This is a genomic window from Lysobacterales bacterium (assembly GCA_016721845.1).
Classification (GTDB): domain Bacteria; phylum Pseudomonadota; class Gammaproteobacteria; order Xanthomonadales; family Ahniellaceae; genus JADKHK01.
In genome coordinates this window covers 1,401,319-1,425,211 of record JADKHK010000013.1, presented here as the reverse complement: position 1 = coordinate 1,425,211, position 23,893 = coordinate 1,401,319, and the positions used below count along the sequence as shown (strand labels likewise).

The 23,893-nt window shown below is 65.6% G+C and carries 28 protein-coding genes, 1 tRNA gene and 1 other RNA gene; 18 read left to right on the top strand and 12 right to left on the bottom strand.

The features are described 5' to 3' along the window. Positions 1-18 precede the first annotated feature (18 nt). The 4 genes from IPP28_13865 to hemC are packed head-to-tail and all read left to right on the top strand — an operon-like array spanning position 19 to position 3,415. Positions 19-693, top strand: a complete 675-nt coding sequence (locus IPP28_13865) for a carboxylesterase (protein ID MBL0042097.1) — start codon at positions 19-21, stop codon at positions 691-693. Further along, positions 690-1,751, top strand: coding sequence for a histidine kinase (locus IPP28_13860; GenBank protein MBL0042096.1), 1,062 nt, complete (start codon positions 690-692; stop codon positions 1,749-1,751). Before IPP28_13865 ends, IPP28_13860 begins: the two co-directional genes overlap by 4 nt. Beyond that, positions 1,748-2,485: a response regulator transcription factor gene (locus IPP28_13855; protein ID MBL0042095.1), complete on the top strand. Its 738-nt coding sequence runs from the start codon at positions 1,748-1,750 to the stop codon at positions 2,483-2,485. Before IPP28_13860 ends, IPP28_13855 begins: the two co-directional genes overlap by 4 nt. Positions 2,486-2,494: 9 nt before the next feature. Beyond that, positions 2,495-3,415, top strand: coding sequence for a hydroxymethylbilane synthase (gene hemC, locus IPP28_13850; GenBank protein MBL0042094.1), 921 nt, complete (start codon positions 2,495-2,497; stop codon positions 3,413-3,415). A 56-nt stretch (positions 3,416-3,471) separates the two neighbouring features. Here hemC and IPP28_13845 read toward each other — a convergent pair whose 3' ends face one another. From IPP28_13845 to IPP28_13825, 5 genes are all read right to left on the bottom strand, one after another. Next, the gene (locus tag IPP28_13845; protein MBL0042093.1) at positions 3,472-4,206 is read right to left on the bottom strand and encodes a DUF481 domain-containing protein; all 735 of its coding nucleotides are present in this window, start codon (positions 4,204-4,206) and stop codon (positions 3,472-3,474) included. Between the two features lie 93 nt (positions 4,207-4,299). Continuing rightward, complete coding sequence (locus tag IPP28_13840; GenBank protein ID MBL0042092.1) at positions 4,300-4,794, bottom strand: hypothetical protein; 495 nt, start codon at positions 4,792-4,794, stop codon at positions 4,300-4,302. Then, a complete protein-coding gene (locus IPP28_13835; GenBank protein ID MBL0042091.1) occupies positions 4,794-5,009 on the bottom strand; it encodes a hypothetical protein in 216 nt (71 codons plus the stop codon). Before IPP28_13835 ends, IPP28_13840 begins: the two co-directional genes overlap by 1 nt. 21 nt (positions 5,010-5,030) lie before the next feature. After that, positions 5,031-6,800: an SLC13 family permease gene (locus tag IPP28_13830; GenBank protein MBL0042090.1), complete on the bottom strand. Its 1,770-nt coding sequence runs from the start codon at positions 6,798-6,800 to the stop codon at positions 5,031-5,033. 92 nt (positions 6,801-6,892) lie between these two features. Then, positions 6,893-7,501, bottom strand: coding sequence for a hypothetical protein (locus IPP28_13825; protein ID MBL0042089.1), 609 nt, complete (start codon positions 7,499-7,501; stop codon positions 6,893-6,895). 177 nt (positions 7,502-7,678) lie between these two features. On the opposite strand from IPP28_13825, the gene IPP28_13820 reads away from it, so the two are divergent. The 7 genes from IPP28_13820 to truD all read left to right on the top strand — a co-directional run bounded on the left by IPP28_13820 (position 7,679) and on the right by truD (position 12,768). Further along, complete coding sequence (locus tag IPP28_13820) at positions 7,679-8,659, top strand: YafY family transcriptional regulator (GenBank protein MBL0042088.1); 981 nt, start codon at positions 7,679-7,681, stop codon at positions 8,657-8,659. 62 nt (positions 8,660-8,721) lie between these two features. After that, complete coding sequence (locus IPP28_13815; GenBank protein MBL0042087.1) at positions 8,722-8,898, top strand: hypothetical protein; 177 nt, start codon at positions 8,722-8,724, stop codon at positions 8,896-8,898. 75 nt (positions 8,899-8,973) lie between these two features. Then, the gene (eno, locus tag IPP28_13810; GenBank protein MBL0042086.1) at positions 8,974-10,266 is read left to right on the top strand and encodes a phosphopyruvate hydratase; all 1,293 of its coding nucleotides are present in this window, start codon (positions 8,974-8,976) and stop codon (positions 10,264-10,266) included. Between the two features lie 36 nt (positions 10,267-10,302). After that, complete coding sequence (gene ftsB, locus IPP28_13805) at positions 10,303-10,590, top strand: cell division protein FtsB (GenBank protein MBL0042085.1); 288 nt, start codon at positions 10,303-10,305, stop codon at positions 10,588-10,590. After that, on the top strand, positions 10,587-11,282 hold the full coding sequence (locus IPP28_13800; protein ID MBL0042084.1) for a 2-C-methyl-D-erythritol 4-phosphate cytidylyltransferase: 696 nt from the start codon (positions 10,587-10,589) through the stop codon (positions 11,280-11,282). The genes ftsB and IPP28_13800 overlap by 4 nt, the downstream gene beginning before the upstream one ends. Continuing rightward, on the top strand, positions 11,279-11,764 hold the full coding sequence (gene ispF / locus IPP28_13795) for a 2-C-methyl-D-erythritol 2,4-cyclodiphosphate synthase (GenBank protein MBL0042083.1): 486 nt from the start codon (positions 11,279-11,281) through the stop codon (positions 11,762-11,764). The genes IPP28_13800 and ispF overlap by 4 nt, the downstream gene beginning before the upstream one ends. Then, positions 11,761-12,768, top strand: coding sequence for a tRNA pseudouridine(13) synthase TruD (truD, locus tag IPP28_13790; GenBank protein ID MBL0042082.1), 1,008 nt, complete (start codon positions 11,761-11,763; stop codon positions 12,766-12,768). Before ispF ends, truD begins: the two co-directional genes overlap by 4 nt. A gap of 43 nt (positions 12,769-12,811) precedes the next feature. On the opposite strand, the gene ffs is transcribed toward truD, so the two are convergent. Both ffs and IPP28_13780 read right to left on the bottom strand, forming a co-directional pair. Beyond that, an RNA gene (gene ffs, locus IPP28_13785) (signal recognition particle sRNA small type) lies at positions 12,812-12,909 on the bottom strand. A gap of 28 nt (positions 12,910-12,937) precedes the next feature. Continuing rightward, a tRNA-Ser gene (locus tag IPP28_13780) sits at positions 12,938-13,030 on the bottom strand. Between the two features lie 130 nt (positions 13,031-13,160). On the opposite strand from IPP28_13780, the gene dnaX reads away from it, so the two are divergent. The 4 genes from dnaX to IPP28_13760 are packed head-to-tail and all read left to right on the top strand — an operon-like array spanning position 13,161 to position 16,143. Further along, positions 13,161-14,852 (top strand): DNA polymerase III subunit gamma/tau, encoded by a 1,692-nt coding sequence (gene dnaX, locus IPP28_13775; protein MBL0042081.1) that lies wholly within the window; start codon positions 13,161-13,163, stop codon positions 14,850-14,852. A gap of 10 nt (positions 14,853-14,862) precedes the next feature. Further along, positions 14,863-15,186, top strand: a complete 324-nt coding sequence (locus IPP28_13770) for a YbaB/EbfC family nucleoid-associated protein (GenBank protein MBL0042080.1) — start codon at positions 14,863-14,865, stop codon at positions 15,184-15,186. Beyond that, on the top strand, positions 15,186-15,788 hold the full coding sequence (recR, locus tag IPP28_13765) for a recombination protein RecR (protein ID MBL0042079.1): 603 nt from the start codon (positions 15,186-15,188) through the stop codon (positions 15,786-15,788). The genes IPP28_13770 and recR overlap by 1 nt, the downstream gene beginning before the upstream one ends. Positions 15,789-15,798: 10 nt before the next feature. Further along, positions 15,799-16,143, top strand: a complete 345-nt coding sequence (locus IPP28_13760) for a histidine triad nucleotide-binding protein (protein ID MBL0042078.1) — start codon at positions 15,799-15,801, stop codon at positions 16,141-16,143. Here IPP28_13760 and IPP28_13755 read toward each other — a convergent pair whose 3' ends face one another. From IPP28_13755 to IPP28_13745, 3 genes are read right to left on the bottom strand one after another with little or no spacing between them, the layout of a single operon-like run. Next, positions 16,144-18,120: a DUF3488 domain-containing transglutaminase family protein gene (locus tag IPP28_13755; protein MBL0042077.1), complete on the bottom strand. Its 1,977-nt coding sequence runs from the start codon at positions 18,118-18,120 to the stop codon at positions 16,144-16,146. Further along, on the bottom strand, positions 18,117-19,076 hold the full coding sequence (locus tag IPP28_13750; protein ID MBL0042076.1) for a DUF58 domain-containing protein: 960 nt from the start codon (positions 19,074-19,076) through the stop codon (positions 18,117-18,119). The genes IPP28_13755 and IPP28_13750 overlap by 4 nt, the downstream gene beginning before the upstream one ends. A gap of 1 nt (position 19,077) precedes the next feature. Then, on the bottom strand, positions 19,078-20,031 hold the full coding sequence (locus IPP28_13745) for an AAA family ATPase (protein ID MBL0042075.1): 954 nt from the start codon (positions 20,029-20,031) through the stop codon (positions 19,078-19,080). A gap of 83 nt (positions 20,032-20,114) precedes the next feature. On the opposite strand from IPP28_13745, the gene IPP28_13740 reads away from it, so the two are divergent. Continuing rightward, positions 20,115-21,956: a glycosyltransferase family 39 protein gene (locus tag IPP28_13740; protein MBL0042074.1), complete on the top strand. Its 1,842-nt coding sequence runs from the start codon at positions 20,115-20,117 to the stop codon at positions 21,954-21,956. Between the two features lies 1 nt (position 21,957). On the opposite strand, the gene maf is transcribed toward IPP28_13740, so the two are convergent. Beyond that, positions 21,958-22,542 carry a septum formation inhibitor Maf gene (gene maf / locus IPP28_13735; GenBank protein ID MBL0042073.1) on the bottom strand — a complete coding sequence of 195 codons (585 nt, stop codon included), beginning with the start codon at positions 22,540-22,542 and terminating at the stop codon, positions 21,958-21,960. Further along, positions 22,539-23,024, bottom strand: a complete 486-nt coding sequence (locus IPP28_13730) for a hypothetical protein (protein ID MBL0042072.1) — start codon at positions 23,022-23,024, stop codon at positions 22,539-22,541. The genes maf and IPP28_13730 overlap by 4 nt, the downstream gene beginning before the upstream one ends. A 121-nt stretch (positions 23,025-23,145) precedes the next feature. Here IPP28_13730 and IPP28_13725 point away from each other — a divergent pair, with 121 nt between their 5' ends. Next, on the top strand, positions 23,146-23,658 hold the full coding sequence (locus tag IPP28_13725) for a DUF177 domain-containing protein (GenBank protein MBL0042071.1): 513 nt from the start codon (positions 23,146-23,148) through the stop codon (positions 23,656-23,658). A 13-nt stretch (positions 23,659-23,671) separates the two neighbouring features. After that, the gene (rpmF, locus tag IPP28_13720; protein ID MBL0042070.1) at positions 23,672-23,869 is read left to right on the top strand and encodes a 50S ribosomal protein L32; all 198 of its coding nucleotides are present in this window, start codon (positions 23,672-23,674) and stop codon (positions 23,867-23,869) included. Positions 23,870-23,893: the final 24 nt, after the last annotated feature.

Sequence of the window (23,893 nt, the reverse complement as noted above, 5' to 3'; positions counted from 1 at the left end):
CCGACACGAGGACTGCCCATGGATCTGCTCGAAACCGTCGAGATCGACACCGGCCCGAGCCCGCGCTTCAGCGTCTTGTGGCTGCATGGCCTCGGCGCCGACGGGCATGACTTCGAATCCGTGGTGCCGCAGCTGGTGCGACCGGATTGGCCGGCGCTGCGTTTCGTGTTTCCGCACGCGCCGATGCGACCGGTGACGGTCAACGGCGGCATGCGCATGCGCGCCTGGTACGACATTTCGGGCACCGAGATCGCCAACAAGCAGGACGAGACCGGTATTCGCGAGTCGATGCAGCACGTCGACGCCTTGCTGGCCCGCGAGGCGACGCGGGGCATACCGCCCGAGCGCCAATTCATCGCGGGTTTTTCGCAAGGTGGCGCGATCACCTTGTCGGTGCTGGTCCGCCGGCGCGAGGCCTTGGCCGGCGCGATCGCGCTGTCGACTTATCTGCCGTTGGCCGACTTGACGGAACACGAGTTCGTGCCCGCCGCGACCACCATTCCGCTGTTTCTCGCCCATGGCAGTCTCGATCCGGTGGTGCCGATCGGGCTGGGCCTGATGTCGCGCGAATGGCTGACGCGTCATGGCTTCCGTGTCGACTGGCACAGCTATCCGATGCCGCACAGCGTGTCGATGGACGAGATCCGCCATCTGACGCAGTGGCTGGACGAGCGTTTGCGCGCATCGGCATGACCCGACTCGACGCCCGCACTGCGTCCGAACGCGGCTGGATGCCGGATTTCTGCAGCCTGCCCATTCTCGGCAGCGTCGTGCTGATGGTCGAGTTGATCGTGCTGGTCGTTTTGATCGCGCCGGGGCAAGGCGGTTGGCCGACCTTGCGCGACCTGTTCGCCGCCAGCTTTCTCGCGCAGTGGATCGCGCTGATCAGTGCGGCCTTGCTGTGCAAGCTTGGTCCCTGGCTCGGGCGAAGGGACTTCTGGGTCGGCGGTTCGGTGGCCACCCTGATTCCGGCGCTGGTGGCCGTTGCTTGCAGCGCGATCGCCAGTTCACTCGACCGTTCTCTTGCGCTGGGCTGGATCCCGTCCGCCGAGGCGCCGACTTTTCTTGCCGCGAACGCGGTGCTGGCGGCCTTGGTGGGGTTGATCCTCTTGCGCTACATCTTCGTCCTGCAGCAATGGCAGCGCGGGGTCGAAGCGCAGGCGACGGCGCGGATCGAGACCTTGCAGGCTCGCATCCGGCCGCATTTCCTGTTCAACAGCCTCAATGCCATCGCCAGCCTGATCCGCATCGACGCCGACAAGGCCGAGACCGCGGTCGAGGATCTCGCCACCGTGTTCCGTGCGACCTTGCGCGAGGAACGCGCCGACCACACGCTCGCCGACGAACTCGAACTGATCGACCGCTACCTCGCGATCGAGGCGCTGCGACTCGGTGAGCGCCTGCAGGTGACACGAGCGATCGAGCCGTCGCTGCGCAGTTGCCGCATTCCGGCGCTGAGCGTGCAACCCCTGGTCGAGAATGCCATCCATCACGGCGTGCAGGCGCTGCCGCAGGGCGGGGTCATCGCGCTCAGTGCTTACCGCGAGGGCGGCAACTTGTGCGTGTCGGTGCGTAACCCGAAGCCGCTGCATCCCGTTGCCCGTCTTGGCGGCAACCATATCGCGCTCGGCAACATCCGCGAGCGGCTGCGCATGCGCTATGGCGAACGGGCGGCGCTGGAGGTCGATGCCGCTGCCGACTACCATGCCGTGACCATGCGGTTGCCGATGCAGGAGGGGCCTGAACGATGAGAATCCTGATCGTGGACGACGAACCCCTGGCGCGTACGCGTCTGCGTGCCCTGGTCGGTGAACTGGGCATGCCCGGCGTCGACGTGGCCGGCGAAGCGGTCGATGGAGTCGATGCCATCCTTGCGCACGAGAGTTCGCCGGTCGATGTAGTCCTGCTCGACATCGCGATGCCGCGCATGGACGGCCTTGAGGCGGCGCGCCATCTGGCCGCGCAGGAACAGCCGCCGGCCGTGATCTTCTGCACTGCCTTCGACGAACACGCGTTGGCCGCGTTCGAAGCCCATGCGGTCGATTATCTGGTCAAGCCGGTGTCGCGCGAGCGCCTCCGCATCGCGATCGAGCGCGCACGAAAGTTCACGGCCGATCAGATCCGCCGCATTGGCGACGAAGTGAAGCCGATGAGCCGCAGCCACATCTGCGCACGGATTCGCGGCAGCCTGCGCCTGGTGCCAGTGGGCGAGATCGCGTATTTCCTCGCCGAAGACAAATACGTCGTCGTGCATCATGAGGGCGGCGAAGTGCTGATCGAGGAATCGCTGAAGTCGCTGGAAGACGAGTTCAGTCAGCGCTTCGTACGCATCCACCGCAATTGCCTGGTCGCAATCGACCGCATTACGGCGCTGGAGCGCAGTGGCGATGGCGGTACGATGGCGCTCATTCGCGGGGCGCAACAGCCGCTGGAGGTCAGTCGTCGCTGCCTGCCGACGGTGCGCGAACTGGTCAAACATCTCTGAGGAATCGACATGGGTCGAACACTGCGCATCGCCACGCGCAAGAGTCCGCTTGCGCTCTGGCAGACCGAACACGTGGCTGCCCGCTTGCGCGCTGCACATCCCGGGATCGCGATCGAATTGGTGCCGCTGTCGACGCGCGGCGACATCGTGCTCGACCGCTCGCTCGCCGCGATCGGCGGCAAGGGCCTGTTCCTGAAGGAACTGGAGGAGGCGATGCTGGAGGGTCGTGCCGATCTCGCCGTGCATTCGCTGAAAGACGTGCCGATGCAGCTCGATCCCGGCTTCGCGCTGGCGGCGATCCTGGAGCGCGCGAATCCGTTCGATGCCTTCGTCTCGAATCACTACGCGAGTTTCGACGCGTTGCCGCAGGGCGCCGTGGTCGGCACCTCGTCGCTGCGACGACAGGCGCAGATCCGGGCCTTGCGCCCCGATCTGCAGTTGCGCGATTTGCGCGGCAACGTGAACACGCGCCTCGCCAAACTCGATGCCGGCGAATTCGCGGCGATCGTGCTCGCTTGTGCCGGACTCGAACGGCTCGGCTTCGACAAGCGCATCCGTGCCGAATTGGCACCACCGCAATTCCTGCCGGCGGTTGCCCAGGGCGCGATCGCGATCGAAGCGCGTGATGGCGACGCTGACGTGGCTGCGCTCTGCGCCCCGCTGCATCACCCGGCGACTGCTGTGCGCGTTCGCGCCGAGCGCGCGATGAACCTGACGCTGCACGGCTCCTGCCAGGTGCCGATCGCCGGATTCGCGACCTTCGCCGACGACCACCTGCATCTGCGCGCCCTGGTCGGGGATGCCGCCAGCGGCGAGATCCTGCGCGCCGAAGCGAGCGCATCCGCCGGCGACCCGGAGTCGCTGGGTCGTGCCGTTGCCGCCGAGTTGCGTGCGCTGGGTGCGGATCGACTGCTGCGTCCCGGGCACTGACCAAAAAAAGCGGGCCGAAGCCCGCTTTCGTCAACGCTTTGCCTGTCGTTGTTCGATCAGAAGCCGTAGACCAGATTCACCGTGGTCAACGTGTCGGTCTTCTTGATCGGCGCGATCACGTCGGTGTTGTGGCGCACCTGGAGCCCGGCCTTGATCGCGAACTTCTCGCTCATCGCGACCTGCACGCCGAAGTCGTTCTGGGCAAACGTGTTGTCCTTGCCGCCTTCGATCAGCAACGTGTCGTAGAGCGACGTGTTGTCGGTCAGCTTGTGCTTGAACTCCATGAAGCCGCGGCCGATGAAGTCGCCTTCGCTGTCGAGTTCGACGAAATGGCCCGGTGCCGGCGTCGCGACGAAGAGGTCGACCGGCTGGTACCGACGATAACCCGGGCCGGCTTCGAACGAGAGCTGGGTGGTGTCGTTGTCGATGGCCTTGTAACCGAAGCCGACCGCGACCGTGCTCTGGTATTCGTAGGGCGCGAAGTCGTCGTTTTCGTGGCGCGCCGAAGCGAGCATGTAGGCGCGTTCGCTGAATTTGTACCCGGCCTTGCCACCGAGTTCATAGCGGTTCGCGGTGTTCACGTCCGAGCTCTCGGCGCGCAGCGCCAGCGCATAGACGTTGTACAGCCACTGGGCTTCCTCGTACTTGAAGTCGAGCTTGCCGTTCACGGTCAGGTTGTCGGCATTGCCGTTCGACAGCACCAGGCCGAATTCGCCCTGGCCAGTCCATTCCTGCGCCTGGGCGCCGAGCGAAATCGCTGAAAGCAGGGCGATGCCCAGAATGTTCTTCATCATTGTTGTTCTCCTAGGATGGGAAGTGCCTGCAGATCGAGGCACCCAAAAGCCGGCGCCATCCTAAGCGCGGGGCATGAACCCACAATGAAGTCAGCGTCGCGTACGCCGCGCGAACCGTTGGGCGGTGGCCGTGATCAGCAACATCGCCAGCGCCGTCAGGATCGGCATTCGCAGTCGCGCGACGGGCAGGAAGAGCATCAGCAGCGCGACCGCGACCATGCAGCCTGCAGCAAGGTCGCGCAGTCCAAGGGCGACGCGCGATGCCGCGTTGCCGGTCAGCGCGATTGCGGCTTGCACGATGCCGGCGAACGCACTGACCAGCATGACCGGTCCGAGCCAGCGAGCCGGCATGGCGGCCGCCGCATTCAAGGACAGGATGAGGAGCACCATGGCCGCGACGATCGCGCTCATGGTCCAGAATCTGCGCTCGCGCCGCAGCCATATGCTCGGCACGGCGAGCGTCAGCGCGAGCGCAAGCGCAATCGATGCGTAGTGTTCGGGCAGGGGCAGTCGATGAAATGGAATCAGCCAGCCCAGCCAGACCATCAGGCCAAGGCCGGCGCCATGCATCGCCTCGCGCGTCATCAGCGCTTGCGCGTCAGTGCGAAGACGGCCAATCCGGCGCCGATGCCGATGGCGACACCGCCAATCCAGGGCGCCAGCGGTTGCTTGGTCTGCACGCTGGCCTTGAACTCGCCGATCTTGATGACGTCCTTGCGTTGATCCGTTTCGATCTTGCCGAGCAGGATGGCGATGCCGAGTGCGATGAGGGCGAGTGCGGGCAGGAGCATCAGGCGCATGGTCGGGTTCCTCGTGTTGGTTCAGAAGGGCCAGTATCGCGGAATCAGCCATAGGCTGAGCATGAAGAAGAGCACATTCAGCGGAATGCCGATGCGCGCGAAGTCGGCGAACCGGTAGTTTCCGGCCTGGTAGACCATGGTGTTGGTCTGGTACCCGACCGGCGTGGCGAAGGCCGTGGACGCCGCGACCGTTACCGCGATCAGGAACGGCATCGGGTCGACGCCAAGGGCCTGCGCAGTCGAGATCGCGATCGGCGCGAGCAGCACCGCCGCGGCATTGTTGCTCATGAATTCGGTCAGGACAGCGGTAGCCAGATAGACCGCAGCCAGTGCCGCCAGAGGTCCATGCTCGCCGATCATCTGCATCACGATCTGCGCGGCGCCGCTGGCGAGGCCATGCTTCTCCATCGCCGTGCCGAGCGGAATCAGCGCCGCGAGGAGGATGATCACCGGCCACTCGATGCTGCGATAGGCCTGTTCGCGCGTGAGGCAACGTGTCGCCACCATCAGCGCGGCGCCGGCGAGGGCGCCGACCTGGATCGGCACCCATTCGAGCGCCGCCAGCGTCACCACCGCGACCATGATCGTCAATGACCACAGTGCGCGCAGCCGGCTCGACTTGCGCGTCTGCCACTCCTTCAGGACGATGAATTCCGGGCGGGCGCGGATGGTTTCCAGTCCGGTGTCGTCCACCAGCATCAGCAGCGCGTCGCCCGAGGCGAGCAGCATCTGGTCCAGGGCCGCCCCGCGCGCGACCTGGTCGCGATGACGTACGGCGACGACGAGCGCGCCACTGCCGAGTTCGGTGACCAATGCCGACAGCGGGCGTCCATGCAGTCGCGAGTGCGGGGCGATCAGCACTTCCAGCATGACGCCGTCATTCGGACGCTCGCCGGCGCTCATCTGGAACTCGGCGTCGATCTCCAGCCCTGGCTGCGCGCGCAACGCGTTGAGCTTGTCCAGCGGCGCGGCCACGCGGATCACGTCGCCTGCGCGAATCGCGTCGGCGCGTCGCGACCACAGGCGACGGCGGTCGCGCAGCAGTTCGATCACCGTCACGCCATTGTCCTCGGCGAAGCGTGATTCGCGCAAGGTCAGGTCGATCAGCGGTGAACTCGCGCGAACGCGCAGGTCGGTCACGTAGTCGCCGATGCCGTAGCTGTCGCCGAGGCTGCGATCAGGATGGTTCGGCAGCAGCCAGCGTTCGAACAGGACCACGAACACGATGCCCGCGAGCGTCAGCGGCAACCCGACCTGGCCCAGTTCGAACATCGTGAAGGCGCGTGCGCCCTGGGTTTCCGCGATTTGGCTGACGAGGATGTTGGTCGACGTGCCGATCAATGTGCACACACCGCCGAACTGTGCAGCATAAGACAGCGGAATCAGCAGTTTCGACGGCGCGATCTTGCGCAGGCGCGCCGACGCCAGCACCAGCGGCAGGAAGATCGCCACCGCAGCGGTGTTGTTCATGAACGCCGAGATCGCGCCGACCAGCAACATCATCACCAGGAGCAGCAGCCATGGCCATTCGCCCGAGCGCGAGAGCAGTCGTGCGGCGCGCTCGAGCACGCCGGTCTCGCTCAGTCCGGCCGACAGCACGAACATGGCCGCGACGGTGAGCGTGGCGCTGCCGCTGAAGCCGGCGAAGCCTTCGGCCGGGCTGACGATGCCGGCGAGGAGAAGCACCGACAGCACGCCGATGCCGACGACGTCGACCGGCAGCTTTTCCGAGACGAACAGCAGCACGGCGAGCGCCAGCAAGGCGAGGGTGATCCAGGCTTCTGGGGTCATGGCATCATTTCAACACGAAGGGTGCAGGCATCGGAACGGGTCAGCGCTTGGGAATGCCCATGCATTCGTTGCTGAGGTTCGGATCGTCCGGATCATCGCAGCCGCGCGGCAGATACATGCCATCGTGATGAGCCCCGCTGCAGTTCTCGTCCTGGATCGCGGCCGGGAACCGTACCCATCAAGCCGGTGGTCGAATTGGCGGCCGTCGTGCTCACGAGCATGCGCGCGACTCGGGTGGCGATCTGTTCAGGCGTGAGCGGCGGCGGCTTGAAACGGATGCGTGCCTTGCTGAACGGGTCGCTGCGCCCGGGCAGTCGTGCATTGCCGCGCGGTGTCGACGATGTATCCGGCCGCGACAGGTCAGCTGCGGCATCGGCGATGTCGCTGAACAACCGGTCGGCATGCACGATGGGGGCAGTGTCGGTCGGTTCGCGTTGCGTCGATTCACGGATTTCGGTCGCGGCGTCGACGATTGTGGGACGCGTCGTCGGGAACGGAATGGCATCAGCGCGTTCGGTGGTCGCCGTCGGCTCCGGTATCGCCGGCGCAGGTGGTGTCGGTTCGAAGAATTCGATCTCGATGGCCGTCGCCGACGAGACGGTCACCGGTAGGCGCTGCCAGGGGGCCGCTTCGCGCAACAGGGTCCAGGCCACGATCGCATGCAAGGCCAGCGCGACGAGCACGGCCGGCAGCGCTCGCACGACGCGCTCGTGCGTGGCCTCCGGCGTTCTTGGGGCCGGAATCGGCCAGTCATCGCTTCCATGCATCATGGGGCGCGTTGTAATGGTGCCGGGATTCAATGCCTGTTAAATCGCGATGGCTTCCACAAACTCGGCCGTGAACGCACAATCGACCTCACCGCCCCGCATCGTGATGCCATGGACCGCTACGAACGCATTCTCAAGCTGCACCGCTTGCTCAAGACCGCGCGTTATCCGGTGGCACTGACCACGATGTATGACGAACTGGAATGTTCGCGCGCGACGCTTTATCGCGACATCGCCTTTCTGCGCGACGCGCTCGGTGCGCCGATCGAATCCGATCGCGATCAGGCTGCGATCCACTATGCGCCGGACGAAGCCGAAGCGTTCGAGTTGCCAGGCCTGTGGCTGTCGAGCGCGGAACTGGAGTCGTTGCTGGCGATGCACCAGTTGATCGCGCGCACAGGTGGCGAAATGTTGTCGGGGGCACTGGCGCCGCTCAAATCGCGCATCGACAAGCTGCTGTCGGACCAGTCGCACGGCAAGCGTTGGCCGCTGGAGCGCATCCGGGTGACACGGGCACTGTCGCGGGTGATCGACGAGATCGTGTTCCGGCGCGTCGCCAGCAGCGTGCTCGAGCGACGCCGGTTGAAGTTCGACTATCGCGCGCGTTCGACCAATGCGGTCACCGAACGCAGGGTGTCGCCGCAGCGGCTCACGCACTATCGCGAGAACTGGTACCTCGATGCCTGGGACCATGAACGCGAGGCGCTGCGCAGTTTTGCGCTCGACCGCATGCGCGATGCCGAGGTGCTGGACGCGCGTGCCGACGACGTCCAGGAGGTCGATCTCGATGGCCATCTGGCATCGAGTTACGGCATCTTCTCCGGCCCGCCCAAGGCCTGGGCGACGATTCGATTCTCGCCCAAGGCCTCGCGCTGGGTCGCCGACGAACGCTGGCATTCGAAGCAGGAAGGCCGTTTTCTCGACGATGGACGTTACGAATTGCGGGTGCCGTATTCGAATGCGCGCGAATTGCTGATGGACGTGCTGCGCTATGGTCCCGATGCCGAGATCGTCGCGCCGGTTCCGCTGCGCGAAGAGGCCAAGATCCAGTTGCAGCTGGCGATCTCGAACTACGATCCCGCGTCGGCTTGACCCGTCTCGCGCGCTGAGACGGGGCCCGGCGAAGCTCCTCGCCACGCATCGAGGAGCCCGCAATGTCCCAATCCATCTGTCCGTTCTGCGCCTGGGCCGTTGCCGGCCTGCTGCTCGCGGTATCTGCCCCGGACCTGCTCGGGGCACGCACGCCCGTCGGGCCGGCGTTGCTCTGGCTGGTCGCGATTCCGTTCGCCAGCGCCATGATCAGACGTGGGCTGAGGGCTGCAAGCACCTGAATTGTGCCGGGAATCCGAGGCCTTGGCGGGACATCCCTGCTAATCTACGCGCCCTTTTTTGAGGCCGTGGACCCGATGAAGATTCGTCATGTGCATGCGCGCGAAATCCTCGATTCGCGCGGCAACCCGACCCTGGAAGCCGAAGTCACGCTGGAATCCGGCCAGATCGGCCGCGCTGCGGTGCCGAGCGGTGCCTCGACGGGTTCGCGCGAGGCCGTGGAGCTGCGCGACGGTGACAAGACGCGTTACCTCGGCAAGGGCGTGCGCAAGGCGGTCGCGAACGTCAACGACACGATTCGCGCCGCCATCGCCGGCCGCGATGCCGCCGACCAGCGCGGTCTGGATGACACGCTGATCGCGCTCGACGGCACCGAGAACAAGGGAAAGTTGGGCGCGAACGCGCTGCTCGCGGTGTCGATGGCGAACGCTCACGCGGTTGCCGCCGCCAAGGGCCTGCCGCTGTGGCGTCATCTCGCCGGCGCGCGTGAAGCGGTATTGCCGGTGCCGATGATGAACATCATCAACGGTGGTGCGCATGCCGACAACAACGTCGACCTGCAGGAATTCATGGTCATGCCGGCCGGCCTCGGGAGCTTCTCCGAAGCGCTGCGCTGCGGCACCGAAATTTTCCACGCGTTGAAATCGGTGCTGAAAGGCCGTGGGCTCGCGACGGCGGTCGGCGACGAAGGCGGCTTCGCGCCGGACCTGCGCTCAAACGAGGAAGCGATCGAGACCATTCTCGAAGCGGTCGCGAAGGCCGGCTACAAGGCTGGCGAGGACGTGTGGCTGGCACTCGATGCCGCCGCGTCGGAATTCCACAAGGACGACGGCAAGTACCACCTGACCGGCGAAGGCAAGAAGCTCACGTCGGAGCAGATGGTCGAGTTCTACGCCGGCTGGTGCGCGAAATACCCGATCGTGTCGATCGAGGACGGCATGGCCGAGGGCGATTGGGACGGCTGGAAACTCCAGACCGAACGCCTGGGTGCCACGGTGCAACTGGTCGGCGACGACCTGTTCGTGACCAATCCGAAGATCCTGCGCGAGGGCATCGACAAGGGGATCGCCAACGCCATCCTGATCAAGGTCAACCAGATCGGCACGCTCAGCGAAACGCTGGACGCCATCGCGATGGCGCATGCGAACCGTTATGCCGCCGTCATTTCGCATCGTTCCGGCGAGACCGAGGACACGACCATCGCCGATCTCGCCGTTGCGACCACAGCGACGCAGATCAAGACCGGCTCGCTGTGCCGTACCGATCGTGTCGCCAAGTACAACCAGCTGCTGCGCATCGAAGAAGCGCTCGGTGCGACGGCGCGGTATGCGGGTCGGTCGGCATTCGTCAGCCTGCCGGCGTTCAAGTAATCCGCATCGGTGAAGCTGCGCCATCCGTATCGCTGGCTGATTGTCGGGCTGATCCTCTTGCTGATCGGCCTGCAGGCCAAGTTGTGGTTCGGTCAGGGCGGGCGACCCGAGGTGCAGCATCTGCAGGAGCGTGTCGCGACGCAAAAGCGTGAAAACGCAGAGTTGCACAAGCGCAACGATGCGCTCGCGGCCGAGGTCGAGGACTTGAAGTCCGGTACCGAGGCGATCGAGGAACGCGCGCGCAGCGAACTTGGCATGATCAAGCCCGGTGAAGTGTTTTATCAGGTGATCGAGCCGGAACCACCGGCCAAGGAGAACGAATGATCTGGTGTGTGGTTCCCGCCGCGGGACGCGGACAGCGCTTCGGCGCGGCCTTGCCGAAGCAGTATGCACCGCTCGTGTCCGAGCCGATGATCGTGCGCACGCTCGATCGCCTCGCCGCGCATCCTCGAGTTTCCGGGCTGATGGTGGCATTGGCGAAAGACGACCCGCACTGGCCGGGCATCGACGAACTCGAAGGCAAGCCGGTGCGGACCTGCATCGGTGGCGAGGAGCGCGCGCAATCGGTACTGGCGGCGCTGGATGCGCTGGTCGGTACCGTCGCCGATTCGGACTGGGTCATGGTCCATGATGCCGCGCGCCCGTGCATTCGTCATGGCGACATCGACGCGCTGATCGAGCAGGGCACGCGTCACGATGACGGCGCCATTCTCGCGGCACCGATGCGGGACACCATCAAGCGGGGTGCTGCAGGTGGTCGCATCGAACGCAGCGAAAACCGCGCCGAACTGTGGCGTGCATTGACGCCGCAACTGTTCCGCTTCGGTCGTCTGCGCATGGCCCTGCGTGGTGCACTCGCCGACGCCGTCAGTGCTGCGGCCGTGACCGATGAAGCCTCGGCGATCGAACGCGTGGGTGGACATCCGCTGCTCGTGGTCGGCGCCGACGACAACATCAAGGTCACGACGCTGCACGATCTCGCACTGGCCGAATTCATTCTGACCTCGCCGGCATGACCCATCGCATCGGCCACGGTATCGACGTGCATGCGTTCAAGGACGGCGACCACGTGATGCTGGGCGGCGTTCGCCTGCCGCACGATCGCGGCATCGATGCCCATTCCGACGGCGATGTGGTGTTGCACGCGCTTTGCGACGCCTTGCTCGGCGCGCTGGCGCTGGGCGATATCGGCCAGCATTTCCCGCCGTCCGATCCGCGCTGGAAAGACTGCGATAGCCGCGTGTTCGTTCGCCATTGCGCGGCACTGCTGCACGAACGCGGCTGGCACGTCAGCAATGCCGACATCACCGTGCTGGCCGAGGCGCCGAAGATCGGGCCGCACCGCGATGCCATGCGTGCCGCGATCGCGACCGAACTCGGTATCGAAATCGAGCGCATTTCCGTGAAGGCGACGACCACCGAGAAGCTCGGCTACATCGGCCGCCGCGAAGGTTTGGCTGCAGAAGCCGTGGTCCTGCTCGACCGGATCCTGCGATGAGCGAGTTGCCGTTTGCGCATGGCGGTGCGCCGCTGCGCGGCCGTTTGCGCGCTGAAGCCGAAGACTTTTTCGTTGACGAACAGCTCGGCTTCGAAGCTACTGGCAGTGGCGAGCACTGGCTGGTGCATATCGAAAAGCGCGGTGCGAATACCGGATTCGTCGCGAAGCAACTGGCCGCGTTCGCGGGCGTGACCGAGCGCGATGTCGGTTATGCCGGCATGAAGGACCGCCATGCGGTGACGCGGCAATCGTTTTCGGTGCTGGCGAAGAAGGGCAGGGACAGCGACTGGTCGCAGTGCGCGATCGAGGGCGTGACGGTGTTGTCCGCGCAGCGGCATGCACGCAAGATCCAGCGCGGCGCCTTGCGCGGCAATGCCTTCGTGATCCGGATGCGCGAGATCGATGGGGATCGCGCTCGCGCCGGCGAATGCATCGCCGCGATCGCGGCCCTTGGCGTACCGAATTATTTCGGAGAACAACGCTTCGGGCGAGGCGGCGGCAATGTCGACAAGGCGCTGGCGATGTTCGCCGGAAAACGTGTTGAACGCGCCGAGCGCTCGATACTGCTCAGCGCCGCACGTTCGGAACTGTTCAATGCAGTGTTGGCGGCGCGTGTCGCAGATGGCTCGTGGCAACGCGCACTCGACGGTGACGTGTTCCAGCTCGACGGACGTTCCGCCATCTTCGGCCCCGAGTCGACGACCGACGAGTTGCGCGATCGCGTCGCCCGCGGCGATATCCATCCCACCGGCCCGATGTTCGGCCGCGGCGACTTGCGCTCGACCGATGCGGTGCGCGCGCTCGAATCCGGTGTGTTCGACGCCCATCCCGAACTCTGCGCCGGCCTCGTCGCCGCCGGCCTCGATCAGGAACGCCGTTCCCTGCGCCTGATGGCCCGCGATTTCCACTGCGATTTCGACGGCCCCGACCTCATCGCGCGCTTTACGCTACCCGCAGGCGCGTATGCCACGACGGTGTTGCGCGAAGTGGTGACCTGGGCTTGATGGAACGAACCCGCAGGTGCGCTCACTGGGCAGAGAGCGGCGGCCTCCGCCGGCTGGCCCTCGGCACCCGAATCAGTGAATACCGTTGCTCCCTTCCGGGCCTGGCGGGATTTTCCACCTATCGTCGCGAGGAACCGACGGAGACCACCATCGAAAGACGGGGTAAAGCTGGCGGAGCGAGAGGGATTCGAACCCTCGATACGGGGTTTAGCCGTATACACACTTTCCAGGCGTGCTCCTTCAACCGCTCGGACATCGCTCCACTGGAACCTTTCCGAAGCATTCTCGCCGGAAAGGGCCGCGCACTGTAGCCGCAAGTGCCGCGTGGCTCAAGTTCAACTGGTCGCGGGCGGCCGGGGTTGGCACAATGCGCATCCCCCACCGGTGCCGCGATGTCGTATCAGGTTCTCGCCCGCAAATGGCGTCCGAAGCGTTTTGCCGAGCTGGTCGGACAGGAGCACGTGGTCCGCGCGCTCAGCCATGCGCTGGACAGCGGTCGCATCCATCACGCATTCCTGTTCACCGGCACCCGCGGCGTCGGCAAGACCACGATCGCGCGGATCTTCGCGAAGTCGCTGAACTGCGAACGCGGCACCTCGGCTGAACCCTGCGGCGTCTGCTCGATCTGCACCGATGTCGACGGCGGCCGCTTCTTCGACCTGCTGGAAATCGACGCCGCCAGCAACACCGGCGTCGATGACGTGCGCGAACTGATCGAGAACGCGCAATACATGCCCGCGCGCGGTCGCTACAAGGTCTATCTGATCGACGAAGTGCACATGCTGTCGAAGAGCGCGTTCAACGCGCTGCTGAAGACGCTGGAAGAACCGCCCGGTCACGCCAAGTTCCTGCTCGCAACCACCGATCCGCAGAAACTGCCGGTGACCGTGCTGTCGCGCTGCCTGCAGTTCAACCTCAAGCGGCTGACCGTCGAGCAGATTGTGTTCCAGGTCGATCGCATCCTCGCCGCCGAGCAGGTCGAACACGATCCGGAATCGGTGCGCGAGATCGCGCGTGGCGGCAATGGCAGCCTGCGCGATGCGTTGAGCCTGCTCGACCAGGCCATCGCGTTCGGCGGCGGCAAGCTGGTCGCGTCCGAAGTGCGGACCATGCTCGGCACCATCGATCGCGGCGCGGTGACCGATTTCCTCGACGCGATCCTGCGCGACGATGCGGCGGCACTGGCTGTACTGATCCAGCAGGCGGCCGATTTCCAGCCGGATTACGCCACCATCCTCGATGCCTTCGCGGAAGCGATGCATGCGATTCAGGTCGAGCAACTGATCCCGAATGCCGCCAGCGATGCCGCCTGGCCGGTCGCCGATTTCGCGCAGCGCATGGCGCCGGAGACGGTGCAGTTGTTCTATCAGCTGGCGATCAGTGGTCGTCGTGACCTCGCGCTGGCGCCCAGTCCGCGCGTCGGTTTCGAAATGACCTTGATGCGCATGCTGGCCTTCCAGCCGGCGCCGGCCGTGGGCGATGCACCGGCACACCGTGCGATGCCACAGCGACCTGCATCGACGACACCCGCTTCATCGCCGGCGTCGACGGCCTTGTCCGGTCGCAGCCCGGCGATGTCGGCACCGATCGCATCGATGCCCGTCGCCGAGCCCGCTGCTGCCCCGCGGGCCGCGTTGACGACGCCTTCGGCGGCAGTCTCGATCGCACCCGTTGCGGCGCCGACGCCGATGCCGCGATTCGACGCATCGGCCTGGCTCGACTTCGTCGATCAGTCCGACCTGCGCGGTCCGGCACGCGAGTTCGCGAGCAACCTCGGCTTCGTCGCCGACGACGGCGAAGCACTTCGTGTCTCGCTGCCGGCCAGCCTCGATCACCTGCGCAACGAATTCGCGCTGCGCAAACTGCAGGATGCGCTGCTCGCGGCGCACGGGCGCAGCACGCGCATCGTCGTCGAGCTTGCCGCCGAGGTCGGGGGCGATACTGCCGCGACACGCGCCGCACGCGAGAAGAGCGAACGTGAAATGGCCGCCGATGCGGCGATCGCGTCCGATCCCTTCGTCGTCCGTGCCATCGCCGAATTCGACGCACGCATCATCCCCGATTCCACACGACCTCTCGACTAAGGAGCGCCCCATGCGCGGACCCCTCGGCAACATCATGCAACAAGCGCAGAAGATGCAGGAAAACATGAAGCGTGCGCAGGAGGACCTTGCCAATATCGAGGTCACTGGCAGCGCCGGTGGCGGCATGGTCAGCGTCACCATGAACGGGCGCCATGAAGCGCGTCGCGTGAAGATCGACAAGGCCCTGCTCGGCGACGACATCGAAATGCTTGAAGACCTGATCGTCGCGGCAACCAACGATGCCGTGAACAAGGTCGGCGAGGCGGCGAGCGCTCGCATGGCCGAAGTCACCGGCGGCATGAACCTGCCGGCCGGATTCAAGCTGCCGTTCTGATGACGACGGCCTCGCCGCTGCTCGATGCATTGATCGACGCCTTGCGCGTACTGCCGGGCGTCGGCGCGAAGTCGGCGCAGCGCATGGCCTTTCATTTGCTGGAACGTGATCGGCCGGGTGCACAGAAGCTTGCGCACCAGCTTGCGTTGGCTGCCGAAAAGATTGGCCATTGCACCCGCTGCCGCACCTTCAGCGAGCGCGAGACGTGCCACGTCTGCAGCAGTCCGTCGCGCGACGCGACCCTGCTCTGCGTGGTCGAGTCGCCGACCGACCAGCTCGCGATCGAGCAGGCCACCGGTTATCGCGGCCTGTACTTCGTGATGCTGGGCCGATTGTCGCCGCTCGATGGCCTGGGTCCGGAAGAACTGGGTCTCGACGCGCTGGCGCGCCGGCTCGCGCAAGGGGAGATACGCGAATTGATCGTCGCCACCAACCCGACCGTGGAAGGCGAAGCCACGGCGCACTACCTGTCGCAGATGGCGAAACAGGCCGGCGTGCGCGCGAGCAGGCTGGCGCACGGCGTACCGCTTGGCTCGGAACTCGAATTCATCGACCGCGGCACGCTGGCGCATGCCTTCGGCGGTCGCCTCGAACTGACTTGAGGATCAGCACATGTCCGACACCATCTTCAGCAAGATCATTCGCCGCGAGATTCCGGCGCACATCGTCTACGAGGACGATGAGGTGCTCGCGTTCCGCGACATCCAGCCGCAGGCGCCGGTGCACGTGCTGTTCATTCCCAAGCGCGCGGTGCCGACCCTGAACGATCTCGGCGCCGACGACGCCGTGATGATCGGCAAGCTCGTTCTCGCCGCAGCCGCCTATGCGCAACGCGAAGGATTTGCCGAAGCGGGTTACCGCACCGTCTTCAACTGCAATCCGGACGGCGGCCAGAGCGTCTACCACATCCATTTGCACTTGCTCGCCGGGCGCCAGCTGACCTGGCCTCCGGGCTGATCAGCGCGGTACCCGGAAGGCTCGCAGCTCCTGAGCCAGCCGGCGCCGATGGCTGGCGTCGGCGTCGTTCGCGGATTCGCCGTAGCGTTGCTCGGCGAAACGGCGCGTCAATTCGAGGATGGCCGGGGCTGCCTGCGATAGCGACGTCGCGGCGCGTTCGCCGAATGCAACCGGGCCTTCGTTGTCGGCGCGTGCGACGCCGGCCCGCGCCAGACGCTGATTGAAGCGGCGGTAGGCGAGCAGCAGCGGGTCGCCTGATCGCGGCGCGAGTCCGCGCAAGCTGAGCCAGGCACCGAGTGCGAGCCCGAGGCCACCGAAAATCAGCAGGCCGCCGCCGAGTGCCTGCCAGCTCATGTCTTCCAGTCCGACCTGCTGCAACAGATTCTGCTGGCGGATGGCGTCGAATTCGATCACGGCCTGGCGCCAGTAGCGCGCGACCAGGTCGAGGCGATTGCGCCAATCCGCACCCCATCCCTCGCTATACCAGGACGCCGCTTCTGGCATCGCGGCGGCGAGGCTGCCGCGGTTGATCCGTTCTGGTGCCACTGCAGCGGTCGGATCAACCCGCACCCAGCCTCGGCCGTCCAGCCAGACTTCGGTCCAGGCATGCGCATCGGAATTGCGCACGATCCAGTAGCCGCCCATGCCGTTGTAGATGCCGCCTTGATAGCCGGTGACGATGCGCGTGGGAATGTTCGCCGCACGCATCAGGAAGGCGAAGCTCGATGCGAAATACTCGCAATAGCCGGCCTTGGTATTGAACAGGAAGTCGTCGACCGTCTCGCGGCCGAGCGGCGGTGGTCTGAGGGTGTAAGTGAATTCGCGATTGAACAAGGCCAATGCTTCATCGATCACTGCCTGGTCATTGCGGCCATGCTGTTCGCGCCATGCGGCTGCCAGCGTGCGTGAACGCAAATTACCGGAATTCGGCAGCCGCAACGCCATCCAGCGTTGCCCGGACGCCGCCCGTAGATCCAGCGTGTATCGCCACGCGGACTGGAAACGCGCCTTGCGTGGTCCGATCAGGGGGCGTCGCGACACCACCTGTCCATCGCCGGTGATCCGGGCATCGGGTGCGACGCTCAATGCCACGTCCAGCGGAAACCACCAGGATTGTTCGGTGGGCTCCATCAGCACTTCGTAGTCGACCACCGATGCGGGGTCGTAGGTCGGCGCCTGCGGTAATGTCGCGCGGTACATGTCCGCGCGCGACCACTCTTCTCCATTGAAGGCCCACAGCACGGGGCCGCGCCAGTAACGTGCGGCAGGCGGCGGTACCGGACCCTCAAAAGTGACGCGGAACGCCGGCGAGTCGTCGTTCCACAATTGGCTCAGGGCGCCAGGACGCATGCGGTCGGAAATGCCGGTCTTGCCCTGCGTGGCGTCCCAGGGCGCACCCCACATCGGCGACGACAGCCGCGGGACGAAGACGAAAGCCAGCACCGTCAGCGGGATCGACGCAGCCACAACCCGGCCACCGACCCGCAGTCCACGCTGCAGATCGCGCTGCAGGCCGGACCAACTCCCATCGCCTTCGCTGCTGACCACGTGCAGGACCACGAAGCAGGCCCAGGCGACGGCGCAGAAATACAACGTCAGCATGAGTCCCTGGCCGAACAGGAAGCCGATCATGCAGAAGAACAATGCGGCCGCGGTGACGACGCGAGTGTCGCGGCGCCCGGTCGATTCGAACAACTTGAGCACGATCAGCCCGCCGAGCAGGGCACTGCCACCTTCGCGCCCGATCGGAGAACCGGCGGTGTAGATCAGCAGCCCGAGCGTCGCGAACAGCAGGGGCAGTCGGATCAGCGCTGAAGCCGCGTGCACTTGATGACGGGCACGCCATCCAGCGAATAACAGCAGCGCGAACAGCCAGCCGGCATACAGCGAAGGCATCCAATGGACATGCCCGCCGAGCATCAGGGCATTCAGCCCGATCACCAGGCCGTAGCGGTAGCGATCCACCGGCGCCGTCATGGCAGCAGCGCCAATTCGCGCAGGCACTGCGCCGCGAACGCCGGGCCGCTGCCGGGGCCGAGATCCGCTTCCGGCAGACGCAGACGAAACGGTATCTGGCGATCACGCGCATCGATCACCCAACGCGTCAGCCGCGAAATGCGGGCCTCGCGGTCGAGATGCAGGGCGTGCCAGTCGAGCAGAACCGCCTGGCTTTGCGGGTCGGCGAACTCCTTGACCAGCAGACGTTCCTGGCGCGCACTCGGCTTCCAGGCGACATGTTTGGGCGGATCGCCCGGGCGATGCTCGCGCAGGCCATGCCAGTCATCGCCTGGAAAGCGAAGGCGCTGGCCTTGTTCACGTGGATCGCCGATCGGCAAGGCCGGTGCGCCGTGCTCCGGTGCCGGATAGATCAGCACCTGTGCCTGTGGATGCAGCACCGACCAGGCCCAGGTGATGCCGAACGGATATTCGGTCCAAATCCGGAATCTCCCGACCGGCATGCGTCCGCGACGCACGGTCGGCAGCATCAGGACGGCGTCGGCATCGCCCTCGGGCGGCAGCACCAGACGAGTTCGGAGCTCGCTCTGGTCGAGGATGAGTTCGGGGCGCTCTGCACCGCCAAGGGTGCGGAAATTCAGACGCAGCCGGATCGGCTGGCCGGCATGGACCGGATCGGCCGCGACGCTGCGCAGTTCGACCTTGTTCAACTGGCCAACATTGTGGTGGAAGCCGATCATCGTCGTCGCCGCGACCAGCAGGGCCAGCAGCAAGGCCGGGTTGTTATTGAAGTTCAGGGCGCCCACCAGCATCGCGACCAGCAGGACGGCGAAGACCAGGCCGAAACGCGTCGGGAGAATGTAGACGCGGCGCGGATGCAGGCGAATCGGCAGCGATTCGGGCTGGCGATAACGCGTCAACGCCGGCAACCGGCGCTCGGCGAAACGCATCAGGTCGTCGCGCCAGGCGGCGAGCATGTCAGTCGACGCGAACCGACTTCAGCACGTCGGCCGCGAGGGTATCGCGCGTCAACAGGGCTTCTGCTGCAGGCACCAGGCGGTGCGCCGCGACCGCGCCGAACACGGTCTGCACATCTTCGGGCAGAACGAACGCACGGCCGGCCAGGAAAGCCACGGCGCGCGCCGCGGCCAGCAGGGCCAGGCCCGCGCGTGGCGACAAGCCGGTACGGACTTGCGCATGGCTGCGTGTCGCCGCGAGCAGCCGCTGCACATAATCGATCAGGGCGGCACTGGTGGTGACATGGGCAACGCGATGCCGGATCTCCAGCATCTGCGCGCTGTCGAGGCGCGCGCCGAGTTGCGTCAGCAGTTCGCGGCGATCGCTGGCGGCGAGCATCTGGCGTTCGCCTTCGGCATCCGGATACCCCAGCGAAATCCGCATCAGGAAGCGGTCGAGTTGCGAATCCGGCAACGGAAACGTGCCGGCCAGATCAACCGGATTCTGGGTCGCGACGACCAGGAAGGGCTGCGGCAGCGGACGCGATTCGCCATCCGCAGTGACTTGCTGCTCGGCCATCGCTTCGAGCAGGGCGGATTGCGTCTTCGGCGTGGCGCGGTTGATCTCGTCGGCCAAGACCAGTTGCGCGAAGATCGGTCCGGCATGGAAGCGGAACTGGCCGGTATCACGATCGAAGATCGAGACGCCGAGGATGTCCGAGGGCAGCAGGTCGCTAGTGAACTGGATGCGCTGATAGCTCAGTCCGAGGCTGGTCGCCATCGCATGCGCCAGCGTGGTCTTGCCGACGCCGGGCACGTCCTCGATCAGCAGATGGCCGCCGGCGAGCAGGCAGGCGAAGGACAGGTCGATCTGCGCGCGCTTGCCGAACACGACTTGATTCACCTGTTCGATGGCCGCGCGCAACGCGACTTGCGTGGCATCATGGCGTTCGACGCGTAGCGGTTCCGCACTCATGTTTTCTACTCCTTCATCCCTGTCCCGATGCTAGCTTGCCCGATGCGACGTGCAGAAGCCGCGACAACCGCCGGGGCAGGGCATTGACCCCATCCGTCGCGCCATCGTTCCGCACCGGCCTGATCCTCCTGCTCGCCGCGAAACTGCTGCTGGCTGCAGTGGTGCCGCCGTTTGGCGACGAAGTCTTCTATTGGCAGGAAGGTCGGCATCTCGGCGCCGGATACAGTGACCTGCCCCTGCTGACGGCGTGGCTGGTACGCGCAGGCTGCGCCCTGTTCGGTGATCACTTGTTCGGACTGCGCGTGGGCTTCGTGGCGTGCGGCTTCGCGACGATCTTGCTGCTCCTGCATTGGGCGCGCTTCCGCGGCATCGCGCCGCGACAAGTCTGGCCGTACGTTCTGGCTTTGCCCTTGCTCGTGCTGTCCGGCCAATTGGCGACGGCCGACGCGCCGCTGACGCTGGCCTTCATTGCGGCCGCTTATGCGCTGGATCGCGCGCTCGATGAAGACCGGTGGCGGCCCTGGCTGCTGTTTGGCGCGGCGATCGCGTTCGCGTGGTTGGCGCATTGGCGCGCGGCCATGCTGTATCCGGTCGGCCTGCTCCTGCTCGCGATCAGCCCGCGGGCGCGTCGCGCTGCGACGGGATCGAAGTTCTGGATCGCGCAAATCGTCGGGCTGTGCGGCCTCTTGCCGACGCTGTGGTTCAACGCGCAGCATGACTGGGCTGCGTTCCGCTTCCAGGCCGTCGAACGTCATCACTGGACCTTCGAACCGATGTCGCTGCTGCAGCCGCTGGAACAGGCGGCGACGGTCGGCCTGCTGCTCTACCCGTTGTTGCTCTGGGCGATGGCGCGCGCATGGCGGCGGCGGCGCGATCCCGGCACTGACGTGGTCGCCGCGATGTCCTGGGCGATTGCCGCCGGCTACTTTCTTGCAGGTCTGTTCGCCGACGCCGAGCGCACCCGCTTCCACTGGCCCTTGCCGGCTTATCTGTCCTTGCTGATGATGCTTCCGGCGATGTCCGACACCACGATCGGTCGCCGATTTGCGGCGCTGGCGCGCATGCTAGGTGCGCTTGTCGGGTTGGGCGTTGCGGCGATGCTGGTCAGTTTCCGATTTGCCAATGAACAGTGGCCGCCCGGGGGCGACCACCGCCTCGGCGAACCGTTTCTGGGCTGGGAGGTGGCGGCGCAAGTCACCGATGAGCGTCTGACGGAGATGCCCGCCGATACCGTCCTCGTGGCCGACAACTTCCTGCTCGCAGCGCAACTCGATTTCGCGCTGAAAGGCACGCGTCCGGTCTACGTGCTCGACCATCCGCGCAACATCAAGCATGGACGTCAGCCGCAACTCGCGATCTGGCAGCGCGACCAGGCGTCGCTACGAACACTCGCGCCTGCACGGATGCTGCTGGTGGTCGAGGAAAATGCGCTCTACGGTGCCGATACATTGCCGTTCTATCGGCGCCTGTGCCGCGATTTCGATGCCGCGCATTATCGCGACGAGCGTGCCTTGTACGGCATCGGCAAGCGCTTCGTCTGGCTCGAACTCCGATTCGACGGCACGGACGCGTGTCGACTTCCGCCGATCGGTCGTCTCGATGCGCCTCAGTCGGGACAGCACGTGCGTGCGGGCGAGGGTTTCGCGTTGTCCGGGTGGGTGCTGCGCGAGCCACAGGGCATCGATGCGTTCGACGTGCAGGTCGACGGTCGCCACGATGTGGCGATGAGCTCGGCTTATGGCGTCGATGCCGAACACGTGCGGGACATCTGGCCCGACCTGCAGGACCGGCGCTGGCCCAAGATCGGGTTCTGGCGTGCCGAGGTCGGGCGCGATCTTGGGCCGGGACGACATCGTATCGAGGTGCGGGTTCAGGCTGACGGCATCTGGCGGCGCATCGCGTTGCGCGAGATCGTGGTCGAGTGACTCAGCTCAGCGGATCGAGGCCGAAGCCGCGCAGCAGGCGCGCCGTCGTGATCAAGGGCAGGCCGACCAGTGCAGTCGGGTCGCGGCTGTCGATGGCATCGAACAAGGCGATGCCCAGTCCTTCGCATTTGAAGCTGCCGGCGCAGTCGAGCGCGGGTTCGAGGTCGAGGTAGCGCTCGATGTCGCGGCTCGACAGGTTGCGAAAGCGCACGCGGGTGACGTCGCGTTCGCTGCGACATTCTCCGGTCCGGGCATCGACGATCGCGACGGCCGTGTGGAATTCGACCTCATGCCCGGCAGCGGACTGCAGTTGCGCGATCGCTGCGGCCCGCGTTCCCGGCTTGCCGAGCAACTGCCCGGCGCAACTCGCGGCCTGGTCCGAGCCGATCAGCAGTGCGTCGGGGAAGCGGGGTGCCAAGACGCGTGCCTTGGCGACGGCCAGGCGTTCGCTGAGCGCCGCGGCGGTCTCATCGAGCGACGGGGTCTCGTCGACGTCGGGCGCGGCGCAGTCGAACGGCAGGTGCAGGCGCGCCAACAGGTCGCGCCGGTATCGCGAGGTCGAACACAGCACCAGCGGGCGCGTCACTTGGCCAGTCCGTCGGCCTTTGGTTCCTGGGCCTGCGTAGCGCCCATCAACGCGTCCGATTGCGCGTAGGCGGCCTGCAGTTCGACGCCGGCGCCATCCAGTCGCGCAAGCTGTTGTTGCAGCTGAACCAATGACTTGCGCGCGGTTTCTCCGACCTCACGCAGCTTCGCCACCGTTGCCGACATGGCGTTTTCGCGGATCCACAGACGATGGCTGAGCACGCGCTTCATCGCATCCTGAATACCGGCCTCCGAGGCCAGCGAGGCACGGGCGCTCTCGGTGATGTCGGCCGGCAGTCGACCCAGCATCCCCTCCAGTTGGCGCATGCGGGTGCGGGTTTCCAGCAGGCAGGCTTCCAGTCGGTCGGCGTCGTCGAGCAGGGCTTGAATGGCGACATTGCGGCTGTGTTGACGCCAATTAGCGATCGCGAAGCCCAGTCCGACCATGGCGATGACGGCAATCAGTGCGAGAATCAGGTACATGACGCAACCTCTTCAATCGCGTCCGAGTCTAGCGGCAGGCTGAGCGACTGCACCGAAATCCGTCACTGACCCGGATTTCCGATTGACTTCAACGGGATCGCTGCCTAACATCCCCGCCCTTATGTCAGCGGCCTTCCCCGAAACCGTCGACGCCTGGCGGATGGTGACATCCCAGCGTCATTTCCACGGAAGCCTGCCGATCGCCGCATTGCCGCGTCTCTGCGAGAGTCTCGCCGATCCTTCCGGTCAGCTGCGCTACGAACTCGAGTTCGGGCGTGACGGCCTCGGGGTTGCGTTCCTCGCGCTGCGTGTCGAAGGCGCGCTCTCGCTGATCTGTCAGCGGACGCTTGAAGCGTTCGCCTGGCCGGTGTCGTTGAGCACGCGTCTGGGACTGATCCGGAACGAGGCCGATGAATCGGCCTTGCCGCCGGGTTACGAGGCCTTGCTGGTGGGCGGCGAGGGCGAGTTGCGCCTGTCCGATGTGATTGAAGACGAACTGATTCTGACCCTGCCGATCGTGCCGACCAAACCCGGCGCGGACGAGTCCGAAGAAGTCGTCTATTCGACCGAAAACGCCGAAGCGCGTGCCAAGGACAATCCGTTCTCGGCGCTGGCTTCGCTCAAGAAGCAATAGTTGGAGATCCGAAATGGCCGTTCAGAAAAGCCGCAAGACCCCCTCGACCCGTGGCATGCGTCGTTCGCACGATGCGCTGACGGCCAAGCAGATCTCGACCGACAAGGTCAGCGGTGAACTGCACCTGCGCCATCACATCACCAAGGATGGCTTCTATCGCGGCAAGAAGGTCATCACGACCAAGGCCGACAAGGTCGCCAGCGAAGATTGATGCCGGCTCCGCAAGGAGTCCTGC